This is a genomic window from Neorhizobium sp. NCHU2750, from assembly GCF_003597675.1.
GTDB lineage: Bacteria > Pseudomonadota > Alphaproteobacteria > Rhizobiales > Rhizobiaceae > Neorhizobium.
On the sequence record NZ_CP030827.1, the window covers coordinates 2,019,164 to 2,038,655 of the forward strand.

Genomic DNA, 19,492 nt, shown 5'->3' on the forward strand with positions numbered 1-19,492 from the left:
AATCGTTATGAACACAGGTACCGTTAAGTGGTTCAACAGCACCAAGGGTTATGGCTTCATTCAGCCGGATAACGGCGGCGCGGACATTTTCGTGCACATCTCTGCTGTCGAGCGTGCAGGCATGCGCGGTCTCAACGATGGTCAGAAGATCAGCTACGACATCGTTCAGGACAAGCGTTCGGGCAAGAGCTCGGCCGACAATCTGCAGGCTGCCTGATCCATCATGACCGCCAGGAGCCGCCGACAGGCTGCTCCTGACAGGTAAGCATACGAGGGAAGGTCGGGATTTTTTCCGGCCTTCCGCTTTTGATCCGCTTTGCATGACCACATCGCAAGACCGGCTGGAGTACCATCTCAGGAGATTGAGACGGCTACTCGGATGCCGGTATCGTCATGAAAAGCCACTGCACAACCGGCCTCCATAAGGCCCCATGGCACTCTTGCAATACGACCGCCCAGCCTCTATCGGTCTGGCCACGATTGTTTGCACTCAAGGAGAGATTTTTTGCAGGTACTCGTAAGAGACAACAACGTCGAACAGGCACTGCGCGTGCTCAAGAAGAAGCTGCAGCGCGAAGGCGTGTTTCGCGAAATGAAGGCGCGCAGCGCTTTTGAAAAGCCGTCTGAAAAGCGCGCTCGCGAAAAGGCCGAAGCAATCCGCCGCACCCGCAAGCTGGCCCGCAAGCAGGCTCAGCGCGAAGGCCTGCTGCCGGCACCGAAGAAGAAGGTCATTGCTCGCGGCCGCTAAGGGTCGCGACATCTCTGCGCCGCGGCCGTGAGGAGCATGGGCCGCGAGCAGGGCGATACTGCAGCGATGGCGCCTTGCCGTCGGCAAGGCATTGGAGGAGGACAAATGAAATGACTGCGACCAGAGACCAGTTCTTCAAGCCGGAAAAGACGTCTGCGCAGGCCAAGGCCGGCCAGGCCAACTCTGTGCTGAAGAGCATCATCGACGCTGAAACCATGGCCCGCGACCAGAAGACCGAAAAGCTGCGCGCCCTTCGTCTGGCCCAGCAAGAGGAACAGGCCGCAAAGGCCGCGACCGCGCGAAAAGGCAGCCGCCAGACGGTCGCCGCCAAGTAGAATTCCAAGCAGTATTCCCGGCACGCACATATGCGCTCAGCCGCAGGCGTCACAGCCTGACAGGCGTGGCCACCCCGCGTATTTTACCACGTTTTGAACCATTTGGCGTCTTTTGCGTTATCGACGCGAGGCCGATTGCATACGGGCATATCCGATGCAGTCCTTGGGTGTCATGTCATTCGAGACACCCGCCTTCTTCCGCATCCAAGGCACAGCCGACGGGAGATCGGGGTTTTCGAACGAGGAAAGACATGCTTCAGGATTATGCGTCAGCCAAACGAGTGCTAGGATCGGATGATCTTGAGCTGCTGCAGCGGTTCCTTGACGCCTGGTGCGAGGAAAACGGCGTCGAACCGGATAGCGACAAGGCCCAGGCGATCGCCTCCGGCCTGTTCAACTGGTACGAATTCGAATTGCGCGATCCGGACAACCTGAAAATGGATCCGCCCGAACCCCTGCCCGAATCCGACAAGATCCGGAAGCTCATGCGCCAGCTTGCCGAGGTCTGACGGACGAGAGCACGTGTCCCAAAAGTGGTCACCGGTTTTGGGCGACATGCGCAAAAACAAAAAGCTGGAAATCGCGACGCCTGTCCCCTTTCGGCACGCCTGACCGCAACCGGCTCCCAGCCGCTTAACCCTGCCGCTTCACCACTCCTTGATCCGCTTCTGTTAAGACGACAGCCGACAAGCAGATGGAACGGCGATCATGAACATCTCGGCAGCCATGGGCATATCGGTATCGGGCATGCGCAACGACATGCGCCGCCTGAATGACACCGCGCAGGCCGTGGCCAGTGGCACATCGACCTCTGATGTCTCCCAGCCCGCGACCGACCCCGCAGACGCGATGATCGACCTTGTCACCACAAGACAGTCCTTTGCCGCCAACGCCGCCGTCTTCGAGACCGGCGCCGACATGTGGGACATGCTGATGTCGATCAAGAAGGACGGCTGAGAGCCTCACGACGTGTATTGGTCAAGCGGTCCTGCTTGCCTTGCCATCCAGTTGCCGCTCGATACCCTTGGCAGCCTGCCAGAGATCTTCCATTCGCTGAAGCGTCGCCGCCTCCAGCGTCTCGCCGGATGCGGCAAGTTCCGTCTCGATATGGCGGAAGCGGCGGCGGAATTTCGTGTTCGTGCCGCGCAGCGCCATTTCCGGATCGGCCTTCACATGCCGTCCGATATTGACCATGGCAAAGATCAGATCCCCGAGTTCGTCGGCTACTTTCTCCGGCTCCCCGGCCGCCAGCGCCTCGCGCAATTCGCCCACCTCCTCCTCGATCTTGTCGAGGATCGGTTCGGCCGCCGACCAGTCGAACCCGACCTTGGCGGCCCGTTCCTGCAGCTTCAGCGCCTCGGTCAAGGCAGGCTGGGCGCGGTGAACGGCGCCCAGATAGCCGGCCTTGAAGTCCTCGGTAATCCCGCGCGCCGCGCGCCGCTCGGCCCGCTCGCGCTTTTCTTCCTGCTTGATCTCGTCCCACTGCAATTTCACCGCATCCGGCGTATCGGCATCGGAGCGGGAAAACACGTGCGGATGCCGGCGGATCATCTTGCGGGTCACCGCCTCGACCACGTCGCCGAAGGCAAATTCCCCCGCCTCTTCCGCCATGCGCGCATGGAACACCACCTGCAGCAACAGGTCCCCCAATTCCTCGCAGAGATCATCCATGTCGTTGCGCTCGATCGCATCGGCCACCTCATAGGCCTCCTCGATCGTATAGGGTTTGATCGACGAAAAATCCTGTTCGAGATCCCAGGGGCAGCCGGTCACGGGCGTGCGCAGCGCCGCCATGATCTCGATCAGGCGCGAAATATCCTTCGAAGCTTCCATGAAAATTCCTCTCCGCCTCAGTTCAGCGGAATATTGTTGTCGCCCTTGCCGGACTGGTAGCCGTCCGAAAGACGCTGATAGCTGGCCTTGATCCGCGCCGTCTGGTCACGCAGCTGCTGACGCAGCGGGTCGTCCTCCGTTTCGACCAAATCGGCAATGAAATAGGAGTTCCAGAACGCGTTCGAGCGCCGATAACCGCCGGGCTCCAGCCCGAACACCTCTTTCAGGATTTTCAGGTCATGCGGGATGGCGAAGGCATCGCGCGAATCCTCATGGCTGAAGAAGGAATAGAAATTGTCGAAGCCAGCCCAGGTGATCGCCGACATGCACATCGTGCAGGGTTCGTGCGTAGACAGGAAAATCAGATCCTTGGTGGAAAGTCCTGAAGTCTTTTCATAAAAGCGCTTCAGCGTATGGACCTCGCCGTGCCAGAGCGGATTTTCCAGCTCGTTATTCGTCTCTGCAATCACCAGCGACAGATCGGATTTCTTCAGGATCGCCGCCCCGAACACCTTGTTGCCGGCGGCGACACCCTTCTCCGTCAATGGCAGGATGTCGTGTTCGATGACGGAAAGGAGGCGTTCGGCGATGCTCATGAAAGGGCTCTCTGTTTCTCGTGTGTCTAGCAAGTTTATGGCGCAGTCGCCCGGATCGCAGCAAAAATGGCTATAGTCTACAGAATTACTGGAGAAATATCCTCTGCGGTGGCTTTTGCTCAAGAAGCGTTTGAAGGCGAAACAGAAATACCCGGCGGCAATCCACTTCGCATATCCATTTCTTCAAATCCCGCGGCGGATTGTGGATATTTCCACCATATGTTTCAGGATAACCGCATGTCTTCAAGCCATCAACGTCTGTCGGCCTTCCCGGCCTTCTTCCGCGTTAGCGGAAAAAGCGTTGCCGTGTTCGGCAGCGGCGACGAAGCCTATGCCAAGGCCCGGCTGCTGCGCAACACAGATGCCGAGATCGTCGCCTATGCCGAGGAGCCCGAGGCTGATTATGCGGCATGGCTGCAGGCGCAGGGTATCGAGCCTCTCCGCGCACCGTTTTCGCCAGAGCAGGTAAAGGGCAAGACCCTGGTCTTCGCCGCCACCGGCAATGCCATTGAAGACCGGACGATCGTCATCGCCGCACGTGCCGAAAAAATTCCGGCAAACGCGGTGGACCAGCCGGATTTCTGCGATTTCTTCACCCCCGCCCTCGTCAACCGTGCGCCGGTGGCAATCGCCATCGGCACGGAGGGTGCAGGCCCGGTTCTGGCGCAGATGATCCGCGCCCGCATCGACCAGATGCTGTCCCCTTCGCTCGGCAAGCTCGCATCGCTCGCCGCCGAGTATCGCGATGCCGCAGAACGGCTCGTGCCGCGCGGCGTCTCGCGCCGCATCTTCTGGCGCCGCTTCTTTTCCGGCGACGTCGCCGACGCGATCGACGCCAACGACCAGGCATCCGCCCGCCGTGCCGCCAACACGCTTCTGTCGACCTCCGGCAAGGCAGAAGGCAAGATCTGGCTGGTCGGCGCCGGCCCCGGTGCCGAGGATCTTCTCACGCTGCGCGCCCAGCGCGTGCTGATGGAAGCAGACGCAATCGTCTATGACGCACTCGTGCCGCAGGCGATCGTCGACATGGGCCGCCGCGATGCCGAGCGGCTTTCCGTCGGCAAGCGCAAGAACTGTCACTCCAAGAGCCAGGACGAGATCAACCGCCTCTTGGTCGATCTCGGACGCCAGGGCAAGCGCGTCGTCAGGCTGAAAAGCGGCGATCCGCTCGTCTATGGCCGCGCCGGCGAGGAAATGGCGGCCCTGCGTGAAGCGGGTATCGCCTATGAAATCGTCCCCGGCATCACCTCGGCCTTTGCCGCCGCCGCCGATTTCGACCTGCCGCTGACGCTGCGCGGTGTCGCATCGTCGTTGATCTTCACCACCGGCCACGATCTCACCGGCAAGGTCCTTCCCGACTGGGCAGCCCTCGCCGTCTCGGGAGCAACGATTGCCGTCTATATGGGTCGCACGGTCGCAGCCTCCGTCTCCGAGCGGATGATGCAGGCAGGCTTGAGCCCCGACACGACGGTCGCCGTCATCGAGAATGCCAGCCGCGCCGGCCGCAGGCTGTTCCATGGCGTACTCGGTGAACTGCCGCAGCTGGAAACCCGCGAGGATCTTGATGGTCCGGTCATGGTGATTATCGGCGAGGCTGTCGCCGGAGCGAATTTCGACAAATCCGAGCCCCTCTCTGCCGCCAGATCGCAGCCCCGCGACCGGCAGGATATGGCCGAAGACATGAGGATGAACTGATGGCAGATAAGGTTTTGACAGATAAGGTTTTAACGGCCAACCGCCTGTCCGACGGCATCGCCGTCTGGCTCGACGCCGCCGGCCAATGGACGGAAAACCTGCAGGATGCGCTGGTCGCCCGTCACGCGGAGGCCGCCGCCTCGCTCGAAGCGATCGGCAAGCGTGATTTTGCCGATAACAAGGTGGTCGACGTCAATGTCATCGATGTCGAGGACACCAATGGCATCCTCTGGCCGACACGTCTTCGTGAGCGCATCCGCGCCCAAGGCCCCACCATGGAATATGCCGCCGGCTATAAACCGGCCGACGCCGCCTTCATCGCAGTCTGATACCGAGAGTTCTGAGATCCCATGTATCGTTACGACGAATTCGACCACGCCTTCGTATCCAGCCGCGTGGAGCAGTTCCGCGATCAGGTCGAGCGCCGCCTGTCCGGCGCGCTCGCCGAGGATGCGTTCAAGCCGCTGCGCCTGATGAACGGCGTCTATCTGCAGCTTCACGCCTATATGCTGCGCGTCGCCATTCCCTACGGTACGCTCAACGCCAATCAGATGCGCATGCTGGCTCATATCGCCCGCAAATATGACCGCGGCTATGGCCATTTCACCACCCGCCAGAACATCCAGTACAACTGGCCGAAACTGTCGGACACGCCGGACATTCTGGCGGAGCTTGCAAGCGTCGAGATGCACGCGCTGCAGACTTCGGGCAATTGCATCCGCAATGTCACCGCCGACCATTTTGCCGGCGCTGCGGCGGATGAAGTTGCCGATCCCCGGCCCTACGCGGAAATCCTGCGCCAGTGGTCCTCCGTCCACCCGGAATTCTCCTTCCTGCCGCGCAAGTTCAAGATCGCCGTCACCGGCGCCGAGCGTGATCGTGCGGCGATCCAGGTTCACGATATCGGCCTGCACCTGAAGAAGAACGACAAGGGCGAGATCGGCTTTGCCGTCTATGTCGGCGGCGGACAGGGCCGCACGCCGCTGATCGCCAAGAAGATCAACGACTTCCTCCCCGAGCAGGATCTTCTCTCCTACATAACCGCCGTCATGCGCGTGTATAACCTGCATGGCCGCCGCGACAACAAGTACAAGGCCCGCATCAAGATCCTCGTCCACGAGACCGGCGCCGAGGAATTGACCCGCCAGGTGGAGGAGGAATTTGCCCACCTGCAGGGGACGGAACTGAAGCTCCCCGAGCGCGACATCGAGGCGATCACCGCCTATTTCGCCCCGCCCGCCCTGCCCGATCGCCCGGAAGGCTGGGCTCAGCTTGCCGGCTGGAAGAAACAGGACGAAGGTTTTGCCCGCTGGGTCGGCCAGAACGTTCAGCCGCACAAGCATCCCGACTACGGCATGGTGACGATTTCGCTCAAACCCATCGGCGGCATTCCAGGCGATGCGTCCGACGCACAGATGGATGCGATTGCCGATCTGGCGGAAGAATTCGGCCACGACGAAATCCGCATCAGCCACGAACAGAACGTCATCTTCCCGCATGTGGCGCTGGCCGATCTGGAACCGCTCTATCGCGCCTTGACCGCACATGGACTGGAAACCGCCAATTCCAACCTGATCACCGATATCATCGCCTGTCCCGGCCTGGACTACTGCGCCTTGGCGAACGCCCGTTCGATCCCGGTAGCCCAGGAAATCTCCGCCCGCTTCGGCGCACCCGAGCGTCAGGCCGAAATCGGCGAACTGAAGATCAAGATCTCCGGCTGCATCAATGCCTGCGGCCACCACCATGTCGGCCATATCGGCCTTCTGGGCGTGGAAAAGAAGGGTGCCGAACTCTACCAGATCACGCTCGGAGGCTCGGGTGACGAAAACACCTCGATCGGCGAAATCATCGGCCGCGGCTTCGAACCCGCCAAGGTGACGGACGCGATCGAGACGATCGTCGACACCTATCTGGGTCTGCGCGAAAGCCGCGAGGAGACCTTCCTCGCCGCCTATCGCCGTGTCGGGCCGCAACCCTTCAAGGAAGCGCTCTATGGTGACGCCAAGGCGGAGGCTGCGTGATGGTTGGGAACACAAGGATCTGGAGAGAAACCGGCTTCGTCGAAAACGATGCATGGGTGATCGAGACCGACGAGGTGAAGGCCGAGGGTGACCAGAAGGTCATCCTGCCACTCGACCAGTTCATCGAGAAGGCCGAAGCCAGCAACGATGTCGGCCTCGGCGTACTGATCCGCCCGGCGGACGACGTGATGGCGCTCGAGCCCTATCTCTACCGCATCGAGATCGTCGCAGTCGATTTCCCGGCATTCAGCGATGGCCGCGCCTTCAGCCATGCCTCGCTGCTGCGCGACCGGCTCGCCTATCGCAACGAGTTGCGGGCCGTCGGCGATGTCCTGATCGACCAGGTGCCGCTGATGCTGCGCTGTGGTATCGACAGCTTCGCCGTCACCAATACCACCGCCCTGAAGCGGCTGGAGGAAGGCCGCCTGCCCGGCATCGCCGTGCATTATCAGCCGACCGCACGGCACGCCGCTCAGGGCGAGGGCTATAGCTGGCGCCGCCGTTCCGCGACCGCCTGACATTTCGTCACAGAAATGCAGGTCATGCACAAATGCGGCCATCCCCGCAAAAATGCGGGAAAGTTAAAGGTGACTTTCCTGCACATATTTTTATCGTTTCCGCGACAATGGGCGGGGATGCCTTCAAATGCGCGGCTTGATAGTATATCTCGCTCTCGCAACATAACGACTGGAAGACCGATCGCGATGAACGCTCCTGCGAAGAACGAAGAATTTGCCGTAAAAATCCCGGATGGCGTCTATGCCGAGACGGTGCTCGATGTGCAGCACTATACAGACCGGCTGTTCCGCTTCCGCATGACGCGTCCGGCAGGTTATCGCTTCCGCTCCGGCGAGTTCGCCATGATCGGCCTGATGGTCGGCGAAAAGCCGATCTACCGCGCCTATTCGATCGCCAGCCCCTCCTGGGACGAGGAACTGGAATTTTTCTCGATCAAGGTGCCGGATGGTCCGCTCACCTCGCATCTGCAGAAGATCAAGCCGGGCGACACCGTGCTGATGCGCAAGAAGCCGACCGGCACGCTGGTGCTCGATGCGCTCACCCCCGGCAAGCGCCTCTACATGTTCTCGACCGGCACCGGCATCGCGCCCTTTGCGAGCCTGATCCGCGATCCGGAGACCTACGAGAAATTCGAGGAAGTCATCCTCACCCATACCTGCCGCGAAGTCTCGGAACTGAAATACGGCCAGGACCTGATCGAGGAAATCAAGAACCACGAATTCCTCTCCGAACTGGTCGGGACCAAGCTGAAACTCTATTCGACCGTCACCCGCGAGGATTACCCCTATCAGGGCCGCATCACCGACCTGATCGAGAACGGCAAGATGTTTGCCGATCTCGGCGTCCCCCCGCTCGACCCCGCCGTCGACCGCGGCATGATCTGCGGCTCCGCCGCCATGCTGAAGGACACCAAGGACCTGCTCGAAAAGGCAGGCCTCACCGAAGGCGCCAACAACAAGCCGAGCGAGTTTGTTATCGAACGGGCGTTTGTGGGGTGAGATGCGACGGCCGAAGGCCGGCAAAACGCTCCAGTGGAGCGTTTTGAGCGTCGAACGCCCTGAGCCATAGCGAAGGGCCGGGCCGGGCAGAACGGTCGGGCGAAGCCCGAGCAATCGATCCAGTGAATCGATTGCAGTGACGAACGCCGCGAGCCATAGCGAGCGGCAGGACAGCGATGGCCGAAGGCCGGCGAATACGTCGAAGTATCCATGTTTGGGACGCGGGGAGGATCGGAGAGATCCCCTCACCAACAAAATCTACGACTTAGCTGAAGCTAAGATCGTGATTTTGTATCCTCTCCCACAAGGGGAGAGGCAGGGCGCCGAGGCTGCCGCGATCTCCGGCATCTCTCCCCTTGTGGGAGAGAAAGCGATTTCAATATCTTAGCATAGCTAAGTGTTAGAAATCGCAAGTGAGGGGAGCTGACCGCACGATATTACCGCTCCCAGTCTTCCTTCTCGCGCTTCGGCCCATTGCCCAAGCGCCGTTCGATCTCGGTCGCCTGCGCTTCCGACATGCGCACATCCATCGTCACCGAGCCGTCCTCGTTGTCCTCGCGGCCATCGACGATGGAATTGCCGTAGATCCATGAAACGAGCGACAGCTTGTCGGCCGGAATGGTGATCGAGGTTTCGGTCAGCACGCCCGAAAGCCGCTTGGCGATCTCGTCCATCAGCGGATCGAGGCCTTCGCCGGTCGTAGCCGAGAGCGCCATGATATTCTCGCGGCCCTTGGCCCGTTCCGCAAGCGCATCGTGGCTTTCCGGGTCGAGCCGGTCGATCTTGTTCCACACCTCGATGATCCGCTCGGAGCGCTCCTTCTCGTCGATGCCAAGATCGGCGAGGATGCGCAGCACGTCATGCGACTGGGCGGCATTGTCCGGGTCGGACATGTCGCGCACATGCAGGATGAGATCGGCCTCCAGCACCTCTTCCAGCGTCGCGCGGAAGGCAGCGACGAGATGCGTCGGCAGGTCGGAGATGAACCCGACCGTGTCTGACAGGATGACGGTACGCCCATGCGGCAGCTTCATCCGGCGCAGCGTCGGATCGAGCGTCGCAAACAGCATGTCCTCGGCAAGCACGCCCGCACCGGTGATGCGATTGAACAGCGTCGACTTGCCGGCATTGGTATAGCCGACCAGCGCCACGATCGGATGCGGCACCTTGCGGCGCTTGGCCCGGTGAAGCTGGCGGGTGCGCACGACCTGTTCCAGCTCGCGCTCCAGCTTGACGATCCGGTCCTGCAGCAGGCGACGGTCGGCCTCGATCTGGGTTTCACCCGGACCACCCATGAAGCCCGCACCACCGCGCTGGCGTTCAAGGTGGGTCCAGGAGCGGACCAGGCGGCCCTTCTGGTAGTTGAGATGCGCGAGATCGACCTGCAGCGTGCCTTCCTTGGTGGAGGCGCGGCGGCCGAAGATTTCCAGGATGAGGCCGGTGCGGTCGATGACCTTGGCACCCCATTCCTTTTCCAGATTGCGCTGCTGCACCGGCGTCAGTGGATGATCGACGATGACGAGGCCGGCATCGCGCTCATCGAGAAGCGCCTTGATTTCCTCGATCTTGCCCGTCCCCATCAGCGTCGCGGGACGCGGCTGGTTGACCTGAACGATCAGGCCTTGCGCGATTTCGAGATCGATGGCGCGGGCAAGCCCCATCGCCTCTTCAAGCCGCGCCTCGCTGGATCGCTGCGGCGCCGGCAATGCAGCCGATTCGCCCTGCCCACCTCGGGCACGCGTCTGCTTGAGCACCGGCACGACGACCACGGCGCGCATGTCGTCCCGGTGCTTTTCGGCTTCCGGGACGAGTGATTCGTTCGACGTATCTCTGGTAGAAACGGTCTTTGTCCTTAAGCTGCGTTTTCTTCGGTCTCGAACATCTGCATCGGCTGGCCCGGCATGATGGTGGAGATGGCATGCTTGTACACGAGCTGGGAGTGCCCGTCACGACGAAGAAGGACGCAGAAATTGTCGAAGGAGGTTACGACACCCGTGAGCTTCACCCCGTTGATGAGGAATATAGTCAGGGAAATCTTCTGCTTGCGAACTGTGTTGAGAAATAAATCCTGCAGGTTCTGAGAACGTTCCGCCATAGCGCCGCTTCTTTCTTTCTTGCCGGCCAGGTGCCGGGATAATGATCTCACGTTTTAAGAGATAAAGGGGAAACGCCCCGTGTTTCCCTTCCCCCAAATGTCTGGTTATCAAATCGCCGTCTTTTCCGCAATCTCGAAAAAGGCATCCCGAATATTCGCTGCGACACTGCCCGGATGGCCGTTGGCAACAGGCTTCCCGTCGATGGATACGATCGGCGTGCAGCTCCCTGTCGCCGAGGTGAAGAACACCTCGCGGGCCGCCAGCATCTCGTCGCGGGAAAATTCCCGCTCCTCGACCGCAATCTTCAGTGCGGCCGCGACATCGAGAAGTGTCGTGCGGGTAATGCCGCGCAGGATACCGTATTCTGCAGGCCGCGTGACGAGCGTGCCATCGGCTGCGACGATCCACACGTTGGACGATGCACCTTCCATGACGATGCCGTTGCGATCGATATAGATCGCGTCCTGCGCACCGGCCTCCTTCGCCTGCTGCTTGGCAAGCACATTCGGCAACAGGCCGACAGTCTTGATGTCGACGCGATCCCAACGGTTTTCCGCAAGCGTGATCACCTTGATGCCGGTCTCGTATTTGCGCAGCATCACCGACGGATCCGTCGACTTGGCGGTGATCACCAGCGTCGGCACGGTATCGGCCGAGGGAAAGAAATGGTCCCGCTTCGCAGCCCCGCGGCTGACCTGCAGATAGAACATGCCGTGACGGACATGGTTGCGGCGCAGCACTTCGCGGATGACGACGGTCAGCGCATCGCGTCCCATCGGATGCGCCATGCGCAACTCCCGGAGCGACCGGTCGAGGCGGTCGAGATGCCGCGTCAGGTCGACGATCAGGCCCTTGCGCACCTCGCAAACTTCATAGACGGCATCGGCAAACTGGAAGCCGCGATCCTCGATATGCACGCCCGCATCCGAATGACGAACATAGGCGCCGTTCACATAGGCAATTCTGGACATTACCAATACTCACACTCAATAAAGCAACCGGGCGTTCGCGCCGCTATTGCAGTGGACGCGGCTTCAAACACCCAGCGATTTCAGCTTCCGGTGCAGCGCCGAACGTTCCATCCCGACGAACTCTGCGGTGCGCGAAATATTGCCGCCGAACCGGTTGATCTGGGCGATCAGATAGTCGCGTTCGAACATTTCACGCGCTTCGCGCAGAGGCAGCGTCATGATGTGGACATTGCCCTTGGAAGACACCTTGGGCAGCATGTCGCCGAGATCGGTCGGCAGCATGTCGGCCGAAATCGCCGTATCCGGGCCGTCTGTCCGAGCAAGGATCATCAGCCGCTCGATATTGTTGCGCAACTGGCGGATATTGCCCGGCCAGTCATGTGCCTGCAGCACCGCCATGGCGTCATCGCCGATCCGGCGCGCACGAATGCCGGCCTGCTCGGAAACCTGCCGCATGAACATGTCGACGAGGAACGGAATATCCTCGCGACGCTCGGCAAGCGCCGGCACCTTGACCGGCACGACGGCGAGGCGATGGTAGAGATCCTCGCGGAAGGCCCCTTCGGAAATCAGGTTTTCCAGATTGTAGGCGGTCGACGAGATGATGCGCACATCGACCTTGACGCGCTTTGACCCGCCGACCCGCTCGAACTGCTGGTCGACGAGAACGCGGAGGATCTTGTTCTGCGTCTCGCGCGGCATTTCGCCGATCTCGTCGAGATAGAGAATGCCGCGATGCGCTTCTTCCAAGGCACCGATCTTGCGCGGCTGGCCGGGCGTACCCTCGGTGCCGAACAATGCGATTTCCATCCGCTCCGGCGTGATCGTCGCCGCATTCAGCGCCACGAACGGGCCTGCGGCCCGCGACGACTTGCGGTGGATCATCCGCGCCACCAGCTCCTTGCCGGAACCCGAAGGGCCGAGGATCATGATGCGGCTATTGGTCGGCGCCACCTTCTCGATCGTCTGGCGAAGCTGGGAAACGGCGACCGAAGTGCCCACCAGTTCGGCGGCGTCGCCGGTGCGACGCTTCAGTTCGGAAACCTCACGCTTCAGCTTCGAGTTTTCCAGCGCCCGCTCGGCGATCAGGATCAACCGATCGGCCTTGAACGGCTTTTCGATGAAATCGAAGGCACCGCGCTTGATGGCGGAGACAGCCGTCTCGACATTGCCGTGGCCGGAAATCATCACCACCGGCAGGTCGGGATGCCGGCTCTTGATCTCGTCGAGCAGCGCCAGCCCGTCGAGCTTTGAGCCCGTCATCCAGATGTCGAGAAAGACCAGCCGCGGCACCCGGTCAGAGATTGCCGCCAATGCGCTGTCGCTGTCATGCGCCATCCGCGTTTCGTGGCCCTCGTCGGAGAGAATGCCCGAAACGATTTCGCGGATGTCCGCCTCGTCATCGACAACCAGAATGTCAGACGCCATAAGCCATTTCCTTGTCTTTGTCCGTCCCGGGTGCAGACGCCGCCTCGACATGCGGCAGAAGCACCCTGATCATGGCGCCCTTGCCATGATCGAAGTCGGCGGGGGCATCATGCAGCTCGAGCTGCCCCCCATGTTCTTCGATAATCTTCTTCACGATCGCGAGGCCAAGGCCCGTGCCCTTCTCGCGCATCGTCATGTATGGTTCGAGAATGCGGTGACGGTTTTCCTTCGGCAGGCCGACGCCGTTGTCGATCACGTCGACGACGAACACGTCCTTGGCTGCGTCGAAGCTCGACCGCACCCAGACCTTCTGCCCGTCACGCTCTTCGCCCGCCGGCACCATCTCGATCGCCTCGACGGCGTTCTTGACCAGATTGCCAAAAGCCTGGCCGAGCATGCGGGCATCGAACAGGCCATTGAGCGGCGCATCGCCAAGCTCACGGATGAAATCCACATGCGTCGTGCCCATCTCGCGCAGGAAGATCGAATCCCGCAGCACGGATCTCAGGTCGGCAATCTCCTTGGACGGTTTCGGCATGCGGGCAAACGAGGAGAACTCGTCGACCATGCGGCCGATATCGCCCACCTGCCGCACGATCGTATCCGTGCACTGGTCGAACACCGCCCGATCGTTCTCGTCGATCTGCTTGCCGTAGCGCCGCTTCAGGCGTTCTGCCGAAAGCTGGATCGGCGTCAGCGGGTTCTTGATCTCATGGGCGATGCGCCGTGCGACATCCGCCCATGCGGTCGAACGCTGGGCGATGACGAGATCGGTAATGTCGTCAAGCGTGATGACATAGCTGTCGCTCGATGTGCGATGCTCCTCGCGCGTCACCTGCACCGACAGCGTGCGCTCCTTGCCGCCGCGCATCAGGTTGACCTCCTTGCGGAAGTCGCCGCGCGAACGGCTCGTCGCCTCGGTCAGAACGTGATCGATCTCCGGCGCCACATCCTCAAGGCTCTTGCCGATCAGGTCCTCGGCGCTGACGCCGAGCATGTGTTCGGCCGACGGGTTGACGATACTGATATGCCTGTCGTCGACGCCGATCACCGCGGCGGTGACGCCCGAAAGCACCGCCTCGATGAAACGACGGCGATCGTCCACTTCGTCCTTGGCGACCAGGATTTCATCCTGCTGTGTGCGGATTTCGGAAATCATCTTGTTGAACGTGCGCGCCAGGCTGCCGACATCGCCGTCTGCCGCACGCACGGGAACCACGACATTGAGGTTGCCGGAGCCGACGCTGTCGGCGGCACTGATCAACAGCCGGATCGGCCGGACGATCCGGTCGGCCACTGCGATGGCAGCCCAGATCGCCGCAAGCAGCACGATCAGCGCAAAACCGAGATAGAGAACCGCGAAGGCGAGCTGCAGCGACATGCGCCCCGCCTCCATCGCCTTGTATTCGGCGGTGTTCTCCTCCATCAGCCGCATGGCGCTCATGACCTTCGGGTCGACCGCGCGGATCGTGTAGAGGAACGTGCCGGAAATCGCATCGGTCTTGAGCACAGCGCCGACGAGATTGGTGACGCCGGGCGGGATCAGGGTCGGTTGGCCGGCAGCTGCCGATTTCAGCGCATCCGCCGGAATGGCCGGCAGCGGCCTCTCGGTCTTGATATCGGCCTGGGCAATCGCCTGCCCGTTTTCCTGCACCAGGAAGGCACCGAGCATGCCGCGACCGCGTGCCTGGCGCGTCATCAGATCGAGGAAGCCGGTACGGTCGAGATAGAACATCGCCCGATTGCGTTCCAGATCGTTCGACATCGATACAGTCTGGCCCTGCAGATAGCTGGCATTCTCCATCATGTAGGCCTGCGCCACATCCTGCGACGACTGGACGATCGACTGGGTTCTGAGCGAGAACCACCGGTCGAGACCGACATTCAGCGTCAGGCTTGCGAAAATCGCCACGAGCACGGCCGGCGTGATCGCCACGATCGAAAACAGGACGACGATGCGCACATGCAGCCGCGCCGCAGCCCTGCCCCGGTTGCGGGCCCGAAGCAGCCGCGTGACTTCCCGGCCGATGAGATACATCAGGCCGATGATGAACAGCGAGTTGATGACGGCAGAGGCGATGACGACATTGCCGGTCGGCGCAATCGGCGTCAGCCCCAGCAGGACGAGAAGCGTGGAAATCGCGCAAACAAGCGCGCCGCCCGCAAGCAGCAGGCCGGGAAGTGCAAACGATGCGCGACGATCCTGAACAAGGGCTGTCGCGTGATCGTCGGCAAGGGGTGCCGTCCCGCCGTCCACCATCGTCTCCCTCCCGTCCTGGGACCAATTATCGGATGCCGACCACAATCACATGTCCGAGCACGCCATGAACTATCGAAAAAGGAATGTCCGACGCATCGGCGGCCAAAACGCTGCCGGCCGAGCAAGGAGCATCTGCGTGACCTCTAAGCAACGCATTGTGGCGAAAATGCAACGATGGATTTCGACTGTCAAGAAGCCGCAGCTGTTGCGCACCAAGAAGGAGACCTATTCACGCAATTCTGCGTGAATAGGTCCGATGGCAGATAAATAACTGGAATTTATACACTTAAATGATGGGGGTATCGGCCCCGTTTAGGCGCTTCGCGAGCTGCGATAGACCGAGACGCCGAGCTCCCGGATCTTCTTGCGCAGCGTGTTCCGGTTGAGCCCCAGAAGGTCGGCCGCCTTGATCTGGTTCCCGCGCGTGGCGGTGAGTGCCGCAAGAATCAGCGGATATTCCATCTCGGTCAGCACCCGGTCATAGAGGCCGGGCGGCGGCAGGTTGTCGCCGAAGCTGGCGAAATAGGTTCGCATGTTCTCCTCGACCGCCTGGGCGATCGTCAGCGAACCGTTGCGCGGGCTCACCTTGTCGATCGGGCTGTCGGGAACGTCGGAGCGCAATTCCGTATCGATGATCTCGCGGGTGATGACGTCCTGCGGGTAGAGCGCCATCAGTCGGCGCACCAGGTTTTCCAGTTCGCGCACGTTGCCCGGCCAGGCATAGGTCTTCATCACGTCGAGCGCTTCGTTGTCGAAACGCTTGGCGTCGAGCCCTTCCTTCTCCGCCATCTGCATGAAGTGGCGCACCAGATCCGGGATATCCTCCGCGCGATCTCTCAGCGGAGGAAGCCTGAGAGGCACGACGTTGAGGCGATAATAGAGGTCCTCGCGGAACAGGCCCTGGTTGATGAGTTGCTTCAGGTCCTTGTTGGTCGCGGCAACGATGCGCACGTCCGTGCGGATCGGCGTGCGGCCGCCGACCGTCGTATATTCGCCCTGCTGCAGCACGCGCAGCAGACGCGTCTGCGCATCCATCGGCATGTCGCCGATTTCGTCGAGGAACAGCGTGCCGCCCTCGGCCTGTTCGAAACGGCCGGTCGAGCGGTTCTGCGCCCCGGTAAAGGCGCCCTTCTCGTGGCCGAACAGTTCCGATTCGATCAGGTCGCGCGGGATAGCCGCCATGTTGATGGCGACGAACGGACCGTTGCGACGCTTGCCGTAATCATGCAGCGCGCGGGCGACGAGTTCCTTGCCGGTACCGCTCTCGCCGGTAATCATCAGCGTCAGGTCGGTCTGCATCAGACGCGCCAGAACGCGGTAGATTTCCTGCATCGCCGCCGAACGACCGACAAGCGGCATGCCGTCCTGCATGTCGTCGTCGAGACGCGCAGGCTTGCGCTTCGGCTCGGCCAATGCCCGGCCGATGATGGCGATGAGCTCGGTCAAGTCGAACGGCTTCGGCAGATAGTCGTAGGCGCCCTTTTCGGAAGCGCGGATCGCCGTCATGAACGTGTTCTGCGCGCTCATCACGAGAACCGGCAGATCCGGTCGCGCCTTCTTGATGCGCGGCAGAAGATCGAAGGCGTTCTCATCCGGCATCACGACATCGGTGACGACGAGATCGCCCTCGCCGGCAGAAATCCACCGCCAGAGCGTGGCGGCGTTCGACGTGATGCGCACATCGTAACCGGCCCTGGTCAGGGCCTGGTTCAGGACTGTGCGGATGGCCGCGTCGTCGTCGGCGACAAGGATCGTGGCAGTCATTTTTCGCTTCCTGTGGAGTTCAAGGCGCGGCCGTCACCGGCCTCTTCCTTGTGCATGGGCATCAAAACACGGAATACGGTTCGGTGGGCCTGGCTGTCGCATTCGACAATGCCGCCATGGCCGCCGATGATCTTGGCAACCAGCGCAAGACCAAGGCCCGAGCCATTGGTCTTGGTGGTGATAAAGGGATCGAAGAGATGCGGCACGAGGTCGGCCGGCACGCCCGGACCATTGTCGATGACGCAGAATTCGAGCGGCAGCGAGATCTTTTCGCGCGTGCCGGCAACCGAGAGCTTGATGCCCGGCCGGTAGGCCGTCGTCAGCATGATCTCGGCATCCGGCTGGCCGTCGACGGCCTCTGCCGCATTCTTGATGAGATTGAGGAAGACCTGCACCAGCTGGTCACGATTGGCATAGACCGGCGGCAGCGACGGGTCGTACATTTCCGAGATCTTGATCTCGCGGGCAAAGCCGGCCTTGGCCACCGCCTTCACATGGTCGAGCACGGAATGGATATTGAGCGGCACCCGGTCGACCGGTCGCTCGTCGGAAAACACTTCCATGCGGTCGACCAGCGAGACGATCCGGTCGGTCTCGTCGCAGATCAGCCGGGTCAGCGGACGATCGTCGTCCGGCACCACGGTTTCGAGAAGCTGGGCGGCACCACGAATACCCGAGAGCGGGTTCTTGATCTCATGGGCAAGCATCGAGGCAAGGCCGGTGACCGAACGCGCGGCCGCCCGGTGCGTCAGCTGCCGGTCGATCTTGTCCGCCATCGACCGCTCCTGGAACACGACGACGATCGAGCCTGGCTCGCTCGCCACCGGTGCCACATAGAGATCGACAAGCTTCTCCTGGCCGAGCTTCGGCGACGACAGGTCGACGCGATATTCGTTGACCGGCGCCTTGCGCTCGCGCACCTGCTCGATCAGCGCCAGAAGCGGGCTGCCGAACGGAATGAAGCTCGAAATCTTGTGCTTGGCGAGATAGGCGGCACTGGCGCCGAAAAACGTTTCAGCCTCCCAGTTGGCAAAGGCGATGACTCCGGCCGGATCGACGAGAATGACCGGGTTCTGAACGGAATTGAGCACGGCCATGGCCAGCGCCTGCCCGTGAGCGGCGTCCTGTACGGCAGACTTAGTCATGCAGCCTCCTTGCGGGCTGATTCGGGATTTTCGTGTCCAAGAAGAGACGAAAGACGGCGGATTACCTCTGCGGGATCACGAGACACCATGATCGCCGCCTTGTCTTCCGGCGCAATGTCGCAACCATGGCGCTCCATGTACCAGCCGAGATGTTTGCGCGCATGCCGAAGACCCGCCTCGCAGCCGTAGAAGTCGAGCATCGCCTCGTAATGTTCGATGACGATATCGGCGATGTCGCCTGCTGCCGGTGCGGCATGGCCGGCAAGCCAGCCGACATGCCAGGGCCGCCCTTGGGCACCGCGGCCGATCATCACCGCGTCAGCCCCCGAGCGACGCATGATCTCGGCGGCATCTTCCCGCGTCTGGACGTCACCATTGGCGATCAGCGGCAGCGAGATCACCTCCCGCACTGCGCGGATAGCATCCCAGTCCGCCTTGCCTTCATAAAATTGCATGCGGGTGCGTCCATGCACGGTGATCATCTGCGCACCCACCTGTTCTGCACGGCTCGCGATCAGCGGTGCATTGAGATTGTCGTGATCCCAGCCGAGCCGCATCTTGACGGTGACCGGAACGGAGACGGCCTTCACCGTCGCCTCGATCATCGACAGCGCGTGGTCGGGATCGCGCATCAAGGCCGAGCCGGAATAACCACCGGTGACCTTCTTGGCCGGACATCCCATGTTGATGTCGATGATGTCGGCACCATTATCGGCAGCGATCTTCGCCGCCTCGGCCATCCAGTAGACCTCGCGACCGGCAAGCTGCACCATATGCGGCGACATGCCGGCATTCTTCAGCCTCGCCCACGACTCGCCCTTGTTCATTGCCAGTTCGCGGCTGGCAACCATTTCGGTGACAACGAGCCCTGCGCCATAGCGCCAGGCGAGCTTGCGGAACGCAAGGTCGGTGACGCCGGACATCGGTGCAAGCACGGCCCGGTTGCGGACAGTGACCGATCCGATCTGAAATGGTCTGGCGAGATCGCTGCAGCGCAATTGATGATCTTTCAGGCAAACGTGCATTCTGCACTATTTTTATTCAGGTCTTGAGCATTTGCCAAGAGCGATTTCCCAGCTG

At 61.4% G+C, this 19,492-nt stretch carries 20 protein-coding genes; 10 read left to right on the plus strand and 10 right to left on the minus strand.

What is annotated here, in order from left to right; all coding sequences use genetic code 11:
* Nucleotides 1–7 precede the first annotated feature (7 nt).
* The 5 genes from NCHU2750_RS09925 (at nucleotide 8) to NCHU2750_RS09945 (ending at nucleotide 2,040) form a co-directional block, all read left to right on the plus strand.
* Nucleotides 8–217: a cold-shock protein gene (locus tag NCHU2750_RS09925; protein WP_119940287.1), complete on the plus strand. Its 210-nt coding sequence runs from the start codon at nucleotides 8–10 to the stop codon at nucleotides 215–217.
* 288 nt (nucleotides 218–505) lie between these two features.
* The gene (rpsU, locus tag NCHU2750_RS09930; RefSeq protein ID WP_119940288.1) at nucleotides 506–748 is read left to right on the plus strand and encodes a 30S ribosomal protein S21; all 243 of its coding nucleotides are present in this window, start codon (nucleotides 506–508) and stop codon (nucleotides 746–748) included.
* Between the two features lie 110 nt (nucleotides 749–858).
* Nucleotides 859–1,083, plus strand: a complete 225-nt coding sequence (locus NCHU2750_RS09935; protein ID WP_119940289.1) for a hypothetical protein — start codon at nucleotides 859–861, stop codon at nucleotides 1,081–1,083.
* Nucleotides 1,084–1,334: 251 nt separating this feature from the next.
* Complete coding sequence (locus NCHU2750_RS09940) at nucleotides 1,335–1,592, plus strand: hypothetical protein (protein ID WP_119940290.1); 258 nt, start codon at nucleotides 1,335–1,337, stop codon at nucleotides 1,590–1,592.
* 199 nt (nucleotides 1,593–1,791) lie between these two features.
* Complete coding sequence (locus NCHU2750_RS09945) at nucleotides 1,792–2,040, plus strand: flagellar basal body rod protein (RefSeq protein ID WP_119940291.1); 249 nt, start codon at nucleotides 1,792–1,794, stop codon at nucleotides 2,038–2,040.
* Between the two features lie 21 nt (nucleotides 2,041–2,061).
* Here NCHU2750_RS09945 and mazG read toward each other — a convergent pair whose 3' ends face one another.
* Together mazG and NCHU2750_RS09955 are read right to left on the minus strand one after the other, a co-directional pair.
* On the minus strand, nucleotides 2,062–2,916 hold the full coding sequence (gene mazG / locus NCHU2750_RS09950; RefSeq protein WP_119940292.1) for a nucleoside triphosphate pyrophosphohydrolase: 855 nt from the start codon (nucleotides 2,914–2,916) through the stop codon (nucleotides 2,062–2,064).
* Nucleotides 2,917–2,933: 17 nt separating this feature from the next.
* The gene (locus tag NCHU2750_RS09955) at nucleotides 2,934–3,512 is read right to left on the minus strand and encodes a deaminase (RefSeq protein ID WP_119940293.1); all 579 of its coding nucleotides are present in this window, start codon (nucleotides 3,510–3,512) and stop codon (nucleotides 2,934–2,936) included.
* Nucleotides 3,513–3,749: 237 nt separating this feature from the next.
* Here NCHU2750_RS09955 and cysG point away from each other — a divergent pair, with 237 nt between their 5' ends.
* The 5 genes from cysG (at nucleotide 3,750) to NCHU2750_RS09980 (ending at nucleotide 8,748) form a co-directional block, all read left to right on the plus strand.
* A complete protein-coding gene (cysG, locus tag NCHU2750_RS09960) occupies nucleotides 3,750–5,207 on the plus strand; it encodes a siroheme synthase CysG (RefSeq protein ID WP_119943182.1) in 1,458 nt (485 codons plus the stop codon).
* 14 nt (nucleotides 5,208–5,221) lie between these two features.
* Nucleotides 5,222–5,536, plus strand: a complete 315-nt coding sequence (locus NCHU2750_RS09965) for a DUF2849 domain-containing protein (protein WP_119943184.1) — start codon at nucleotides 5,222–5,224, stop codon at nucleotides 5,534–5,536.
* A gap of 21 nt (nucleotides 5,537–5,557) precedes the next feature.
* Nucleotides 5,558–7,231, plus strand: coding sequence for a nitrite/sulfite reductase (locus NCHU2750_RS09970; protein ID WP_119940294.1), 1,674 nt, complete (start codon nucleotides 5,558–5,560; stop codon nucleotides 7,229–7,231).
* Nucleotides 7,231–7,749 (plus strand): DUF934 domain-containing protein, encoded by a 519-nt coding sequence (locus tag NCHU2750_RS09975; RefSeq protein ID WP_119940295.1) that lies wholly within the window; start codon nucleotides 7,231–7,233, stop codon nucleotides 7,747–7,749. The genes NCHU2750_RS09970 and NCHU2750_RS09975 overlap by 1 nt, the downstream gene beginning before the upstream one ends.
* A 186-nt stretch (nucleotides 7,750–7,935) precedes the next feature.
* The gene (locus tag NCHU2750_RS09980) at nucleotides 7,936–8,748 is read left to right on the plus strand and encodes a ferredoxin--NADP reductase (RefSeq protein WP_119940296.1); all 813 of its coding nucleotides are present in this window, start codon (nucleotides 7,936–7,938) and stop codon (nucleotides 8,746–8,748) included.
* Nucleotides 8,749–9,185: 437 nt separating this feature from the next.
* On the opposite strand, the gene hflX is transcribed toward NCHU2750_RS09980, so the two are convergent.
* The 8 genes from hflX to dusB form a co-directional block, all read right to left on the minus strand.
* Nucleotides 9,186–10,526 carry a GTPase HflX gene (hflX, locus tag NCHU2750_RS09985; RefSeq protein ID WP_119940297.1) on the minus strand — a complete coding sequence of 447 codons (1,341 nt, stop codon included), beginning with the start codon at nucleotides 10,524–10,526 and terminating at the stop codon, nucleotides 9,186–9,188.
* Between the two features lie 74 nt (nucleotides 10,527–10,600).
* Nucleotides 10,601–10,843, minus strand: coding sequence for an RNA chaperone Hfq (hfq, locus tag NCHU2750_RS09990; RefSeq protein ID WP_007757453.1), 243 nt, complete (start codon nucleotides 10,841–10,843; stop codon nucleotides 10,601–10,603).
* A gap of 108 nt (nucleotides 10,844–10,951) precedes the next feature.
* The gene (locus tag NCHU2750_RS09995) at nucleotides 10,952–11,815 is read right to left on the minus strand and encodes a D-amino-acid transaminase (protein WP_119940298.1); all 864 of its coding nucleotides are present in this window, start codon (nucleotides 11,813–11,815) and stop codon (nucleotides 10,952–10,954) included.
* Between the two features lie 63 nt (nucleotides 11,816–11,878).
* Nucleotides 11,879–13,243: a nitrogen assimilation response regulator NtrX gene (ntrX, locus tag NCHU2750_RS10000; protein WP_119940299.1), complete on the minus strand. Its 1,365-nt coding sequence runs from the start codon at nucleotides 13,241–13,243 to the stop codon at nucleotides 11,879–11,881.
* Complete coding sequence (locus tag NCHU2750_RS10005) at nucleotides 13,233–15,503, minus strand: sensor histidine kinase NtrY-like (protein ID WP_119940300.1); 2,271 nt, start codon at nucleotides 15,501–15,503, stop codon at nucleotides 13,233–13,235. Before NCHU2750_RS10005 ends, ntrX begins: the two co-directional genes overlap by 11 nt.
* A gap of 312 nt (nucleotides 15,504–15,815) precedes the next feature.
* Nucleotides 15,816–17,267 (minus strand): nitrogen regulation protein NR(I), encoded by a 1,452-nt coding sequence (ntrC, locus tag NCHU2750_RS10015; protein ID WP_119940302.1) that lies wholly within the window; start codon nucleotides 17,265–17,267, stop codon nucleotides 15,816–15,818.
* Nucleotides 17,264–18,412, minus strand: a complete 1,149-nt coding sequence (locus NCHU2750_RS10020) for a two-component system sensor histidine kinase NtrB (RefSeq protein WP_119940303.1) — start codon at nucleotides 18,410–18,412, stop codon at nucleotides 17,264–17,266. The genes ntrC and NCHU2750_RS10020 overlap by 4 nt, the downstream gene beginning before the upstream one ends.
* Entirely contained in the window at nucleotides 18,409–19,437 is a 1,029-nt protein-coding gene (dusB, locus tag NCHU2750_RS10025; protein WP_162939568.1) for a tRNA dihydrouridine synthase DusB, read from the minus strand. Before dusB ends, NCHU2750_RS10020 begins: the two co-directional genes overlap by 4 nt.
* Between the last annotated feature and the right edge of the window lie 55 nt (nucleotides 19,438–19,492).

Coding starts and splice junctions, on each gene's coding strand:
- ntrX (WP_119940299.1), bottom strand. CDS start 13,243: ATGGCGTCTGACATTCTGGTTGTCGATGACGAGGCGGACATCCGCGAA.
- ntrC (WP_119940302.1), bottom strand. CDS start 17,267: ATGACTGCCACGATCCTTGTCGCCGACGACGACGCGGCCATCCGCACA.
- hflX (WP_119940297.1), bottom strand. CDS start 10,526: ATGCGCGCCGTGGTCGTCGTGCCGGTGCTCAAGCAGACGCGTGCCCGA.
- dusB (WP_162939568.1), bottom strand. CDS start 19,437: ATGCACGTTTGCCTGAAAGATCATCAATTGCGCTGCAGCGATCTCGCC.
- NCHU2750_RS09945 (WP_119940291.1), top strand. CDS start 1,792: ATGAACATCTCGGCAGCCATGGGCATATCGGTATCGGGCATGCGCAAC.
- NCHU2750_RS10020 (WP_119940303.1), bottom strand. CDS start 18,412: ATGACTAAGTCTGCCGTACAGGACGCCGCTCACGGGCAGGCGCTGGCC.
- mazG (WP_119940292.1), bottom strand. CDS start 2,916: ATGGAAGCTTCGAAGGATATTTCGCGCCTGATCGAGATCATGGCGGCG.
- NCHU2750_RS09975 (WP_119940295.1), top strand. CDS start 7,231: ATGGTTGGGAACACAAGGATCTGGAGAGAAACCGGCTTCGTCGAAAAC.
- NCHU2750_RS09935 (WP_119940289.1), top strand. CDS start 859: ATGACTGCGACCAGAGACCAGTTCTTCAAGCCGGAAAAGACGTCTGCG.
- NCHU2750_RS09925 (WP_119940287.1), top strand. CDS start 8: ATGAACACAGGTACCGTTAAGTGGTTCAACAGCACCAAGGGTTATGGC.
- NCHU2750_RS09980 (WP_119940296.1), top strand. CDS start 7,936: ATGAACGCTCCTGCGAAGAACGAAGAATTTGCCGTAAAAATCCCGGAT.
- NCHU2750_RS10005 (WP_119940300.1), bottom strand. CDS start 15,503: ATGGTGGACGGCGGGACGGCACCCCTTGCCGACGATCACGCGACAGCC.
- NCHU2750_RS09995 (WP_119940298.1), bottom strand. CDS start 11,815: ATGTCCAGAATTGCCTATGTGAACGGCGCCTATGTTCGTCATTCGGAT.
- hfq (WP_007757453.1), bottom strand. CDS start 10,843: ATGGCGGAACGTTCTCAGAACCTGCAGGATTTATTTCTCAACACAGTT.
- NCHU2750_RS09970 (WP_119940294.1), top strand. CDS start 5,558: ATGTATCGTTACGACGAATTCGACCACGCCTTCGTATCCAGCCGCGTG.
- NCHU2750_RS09940 (WP_119940290.1), top strand. CDS start 1,335: ATGCTTCAGGATTATGCGTCAGCCAAACGAGTGCTAGGATCGGATGAT.
- cysG (WP_119943182.1), top strand. CDS start 3,750: ATGTCTTCAAGCCATCAACGTCTGTCGGCCTTCCCGGCCTTCTTCCGC.
- NCHU2750_RS09955 (WP_119940293.1), bottom strand. CDS start 3,512: ATGAGCATCGCCGAACGCCTCCTTTCCGTCATCGAACACGACATCCTG.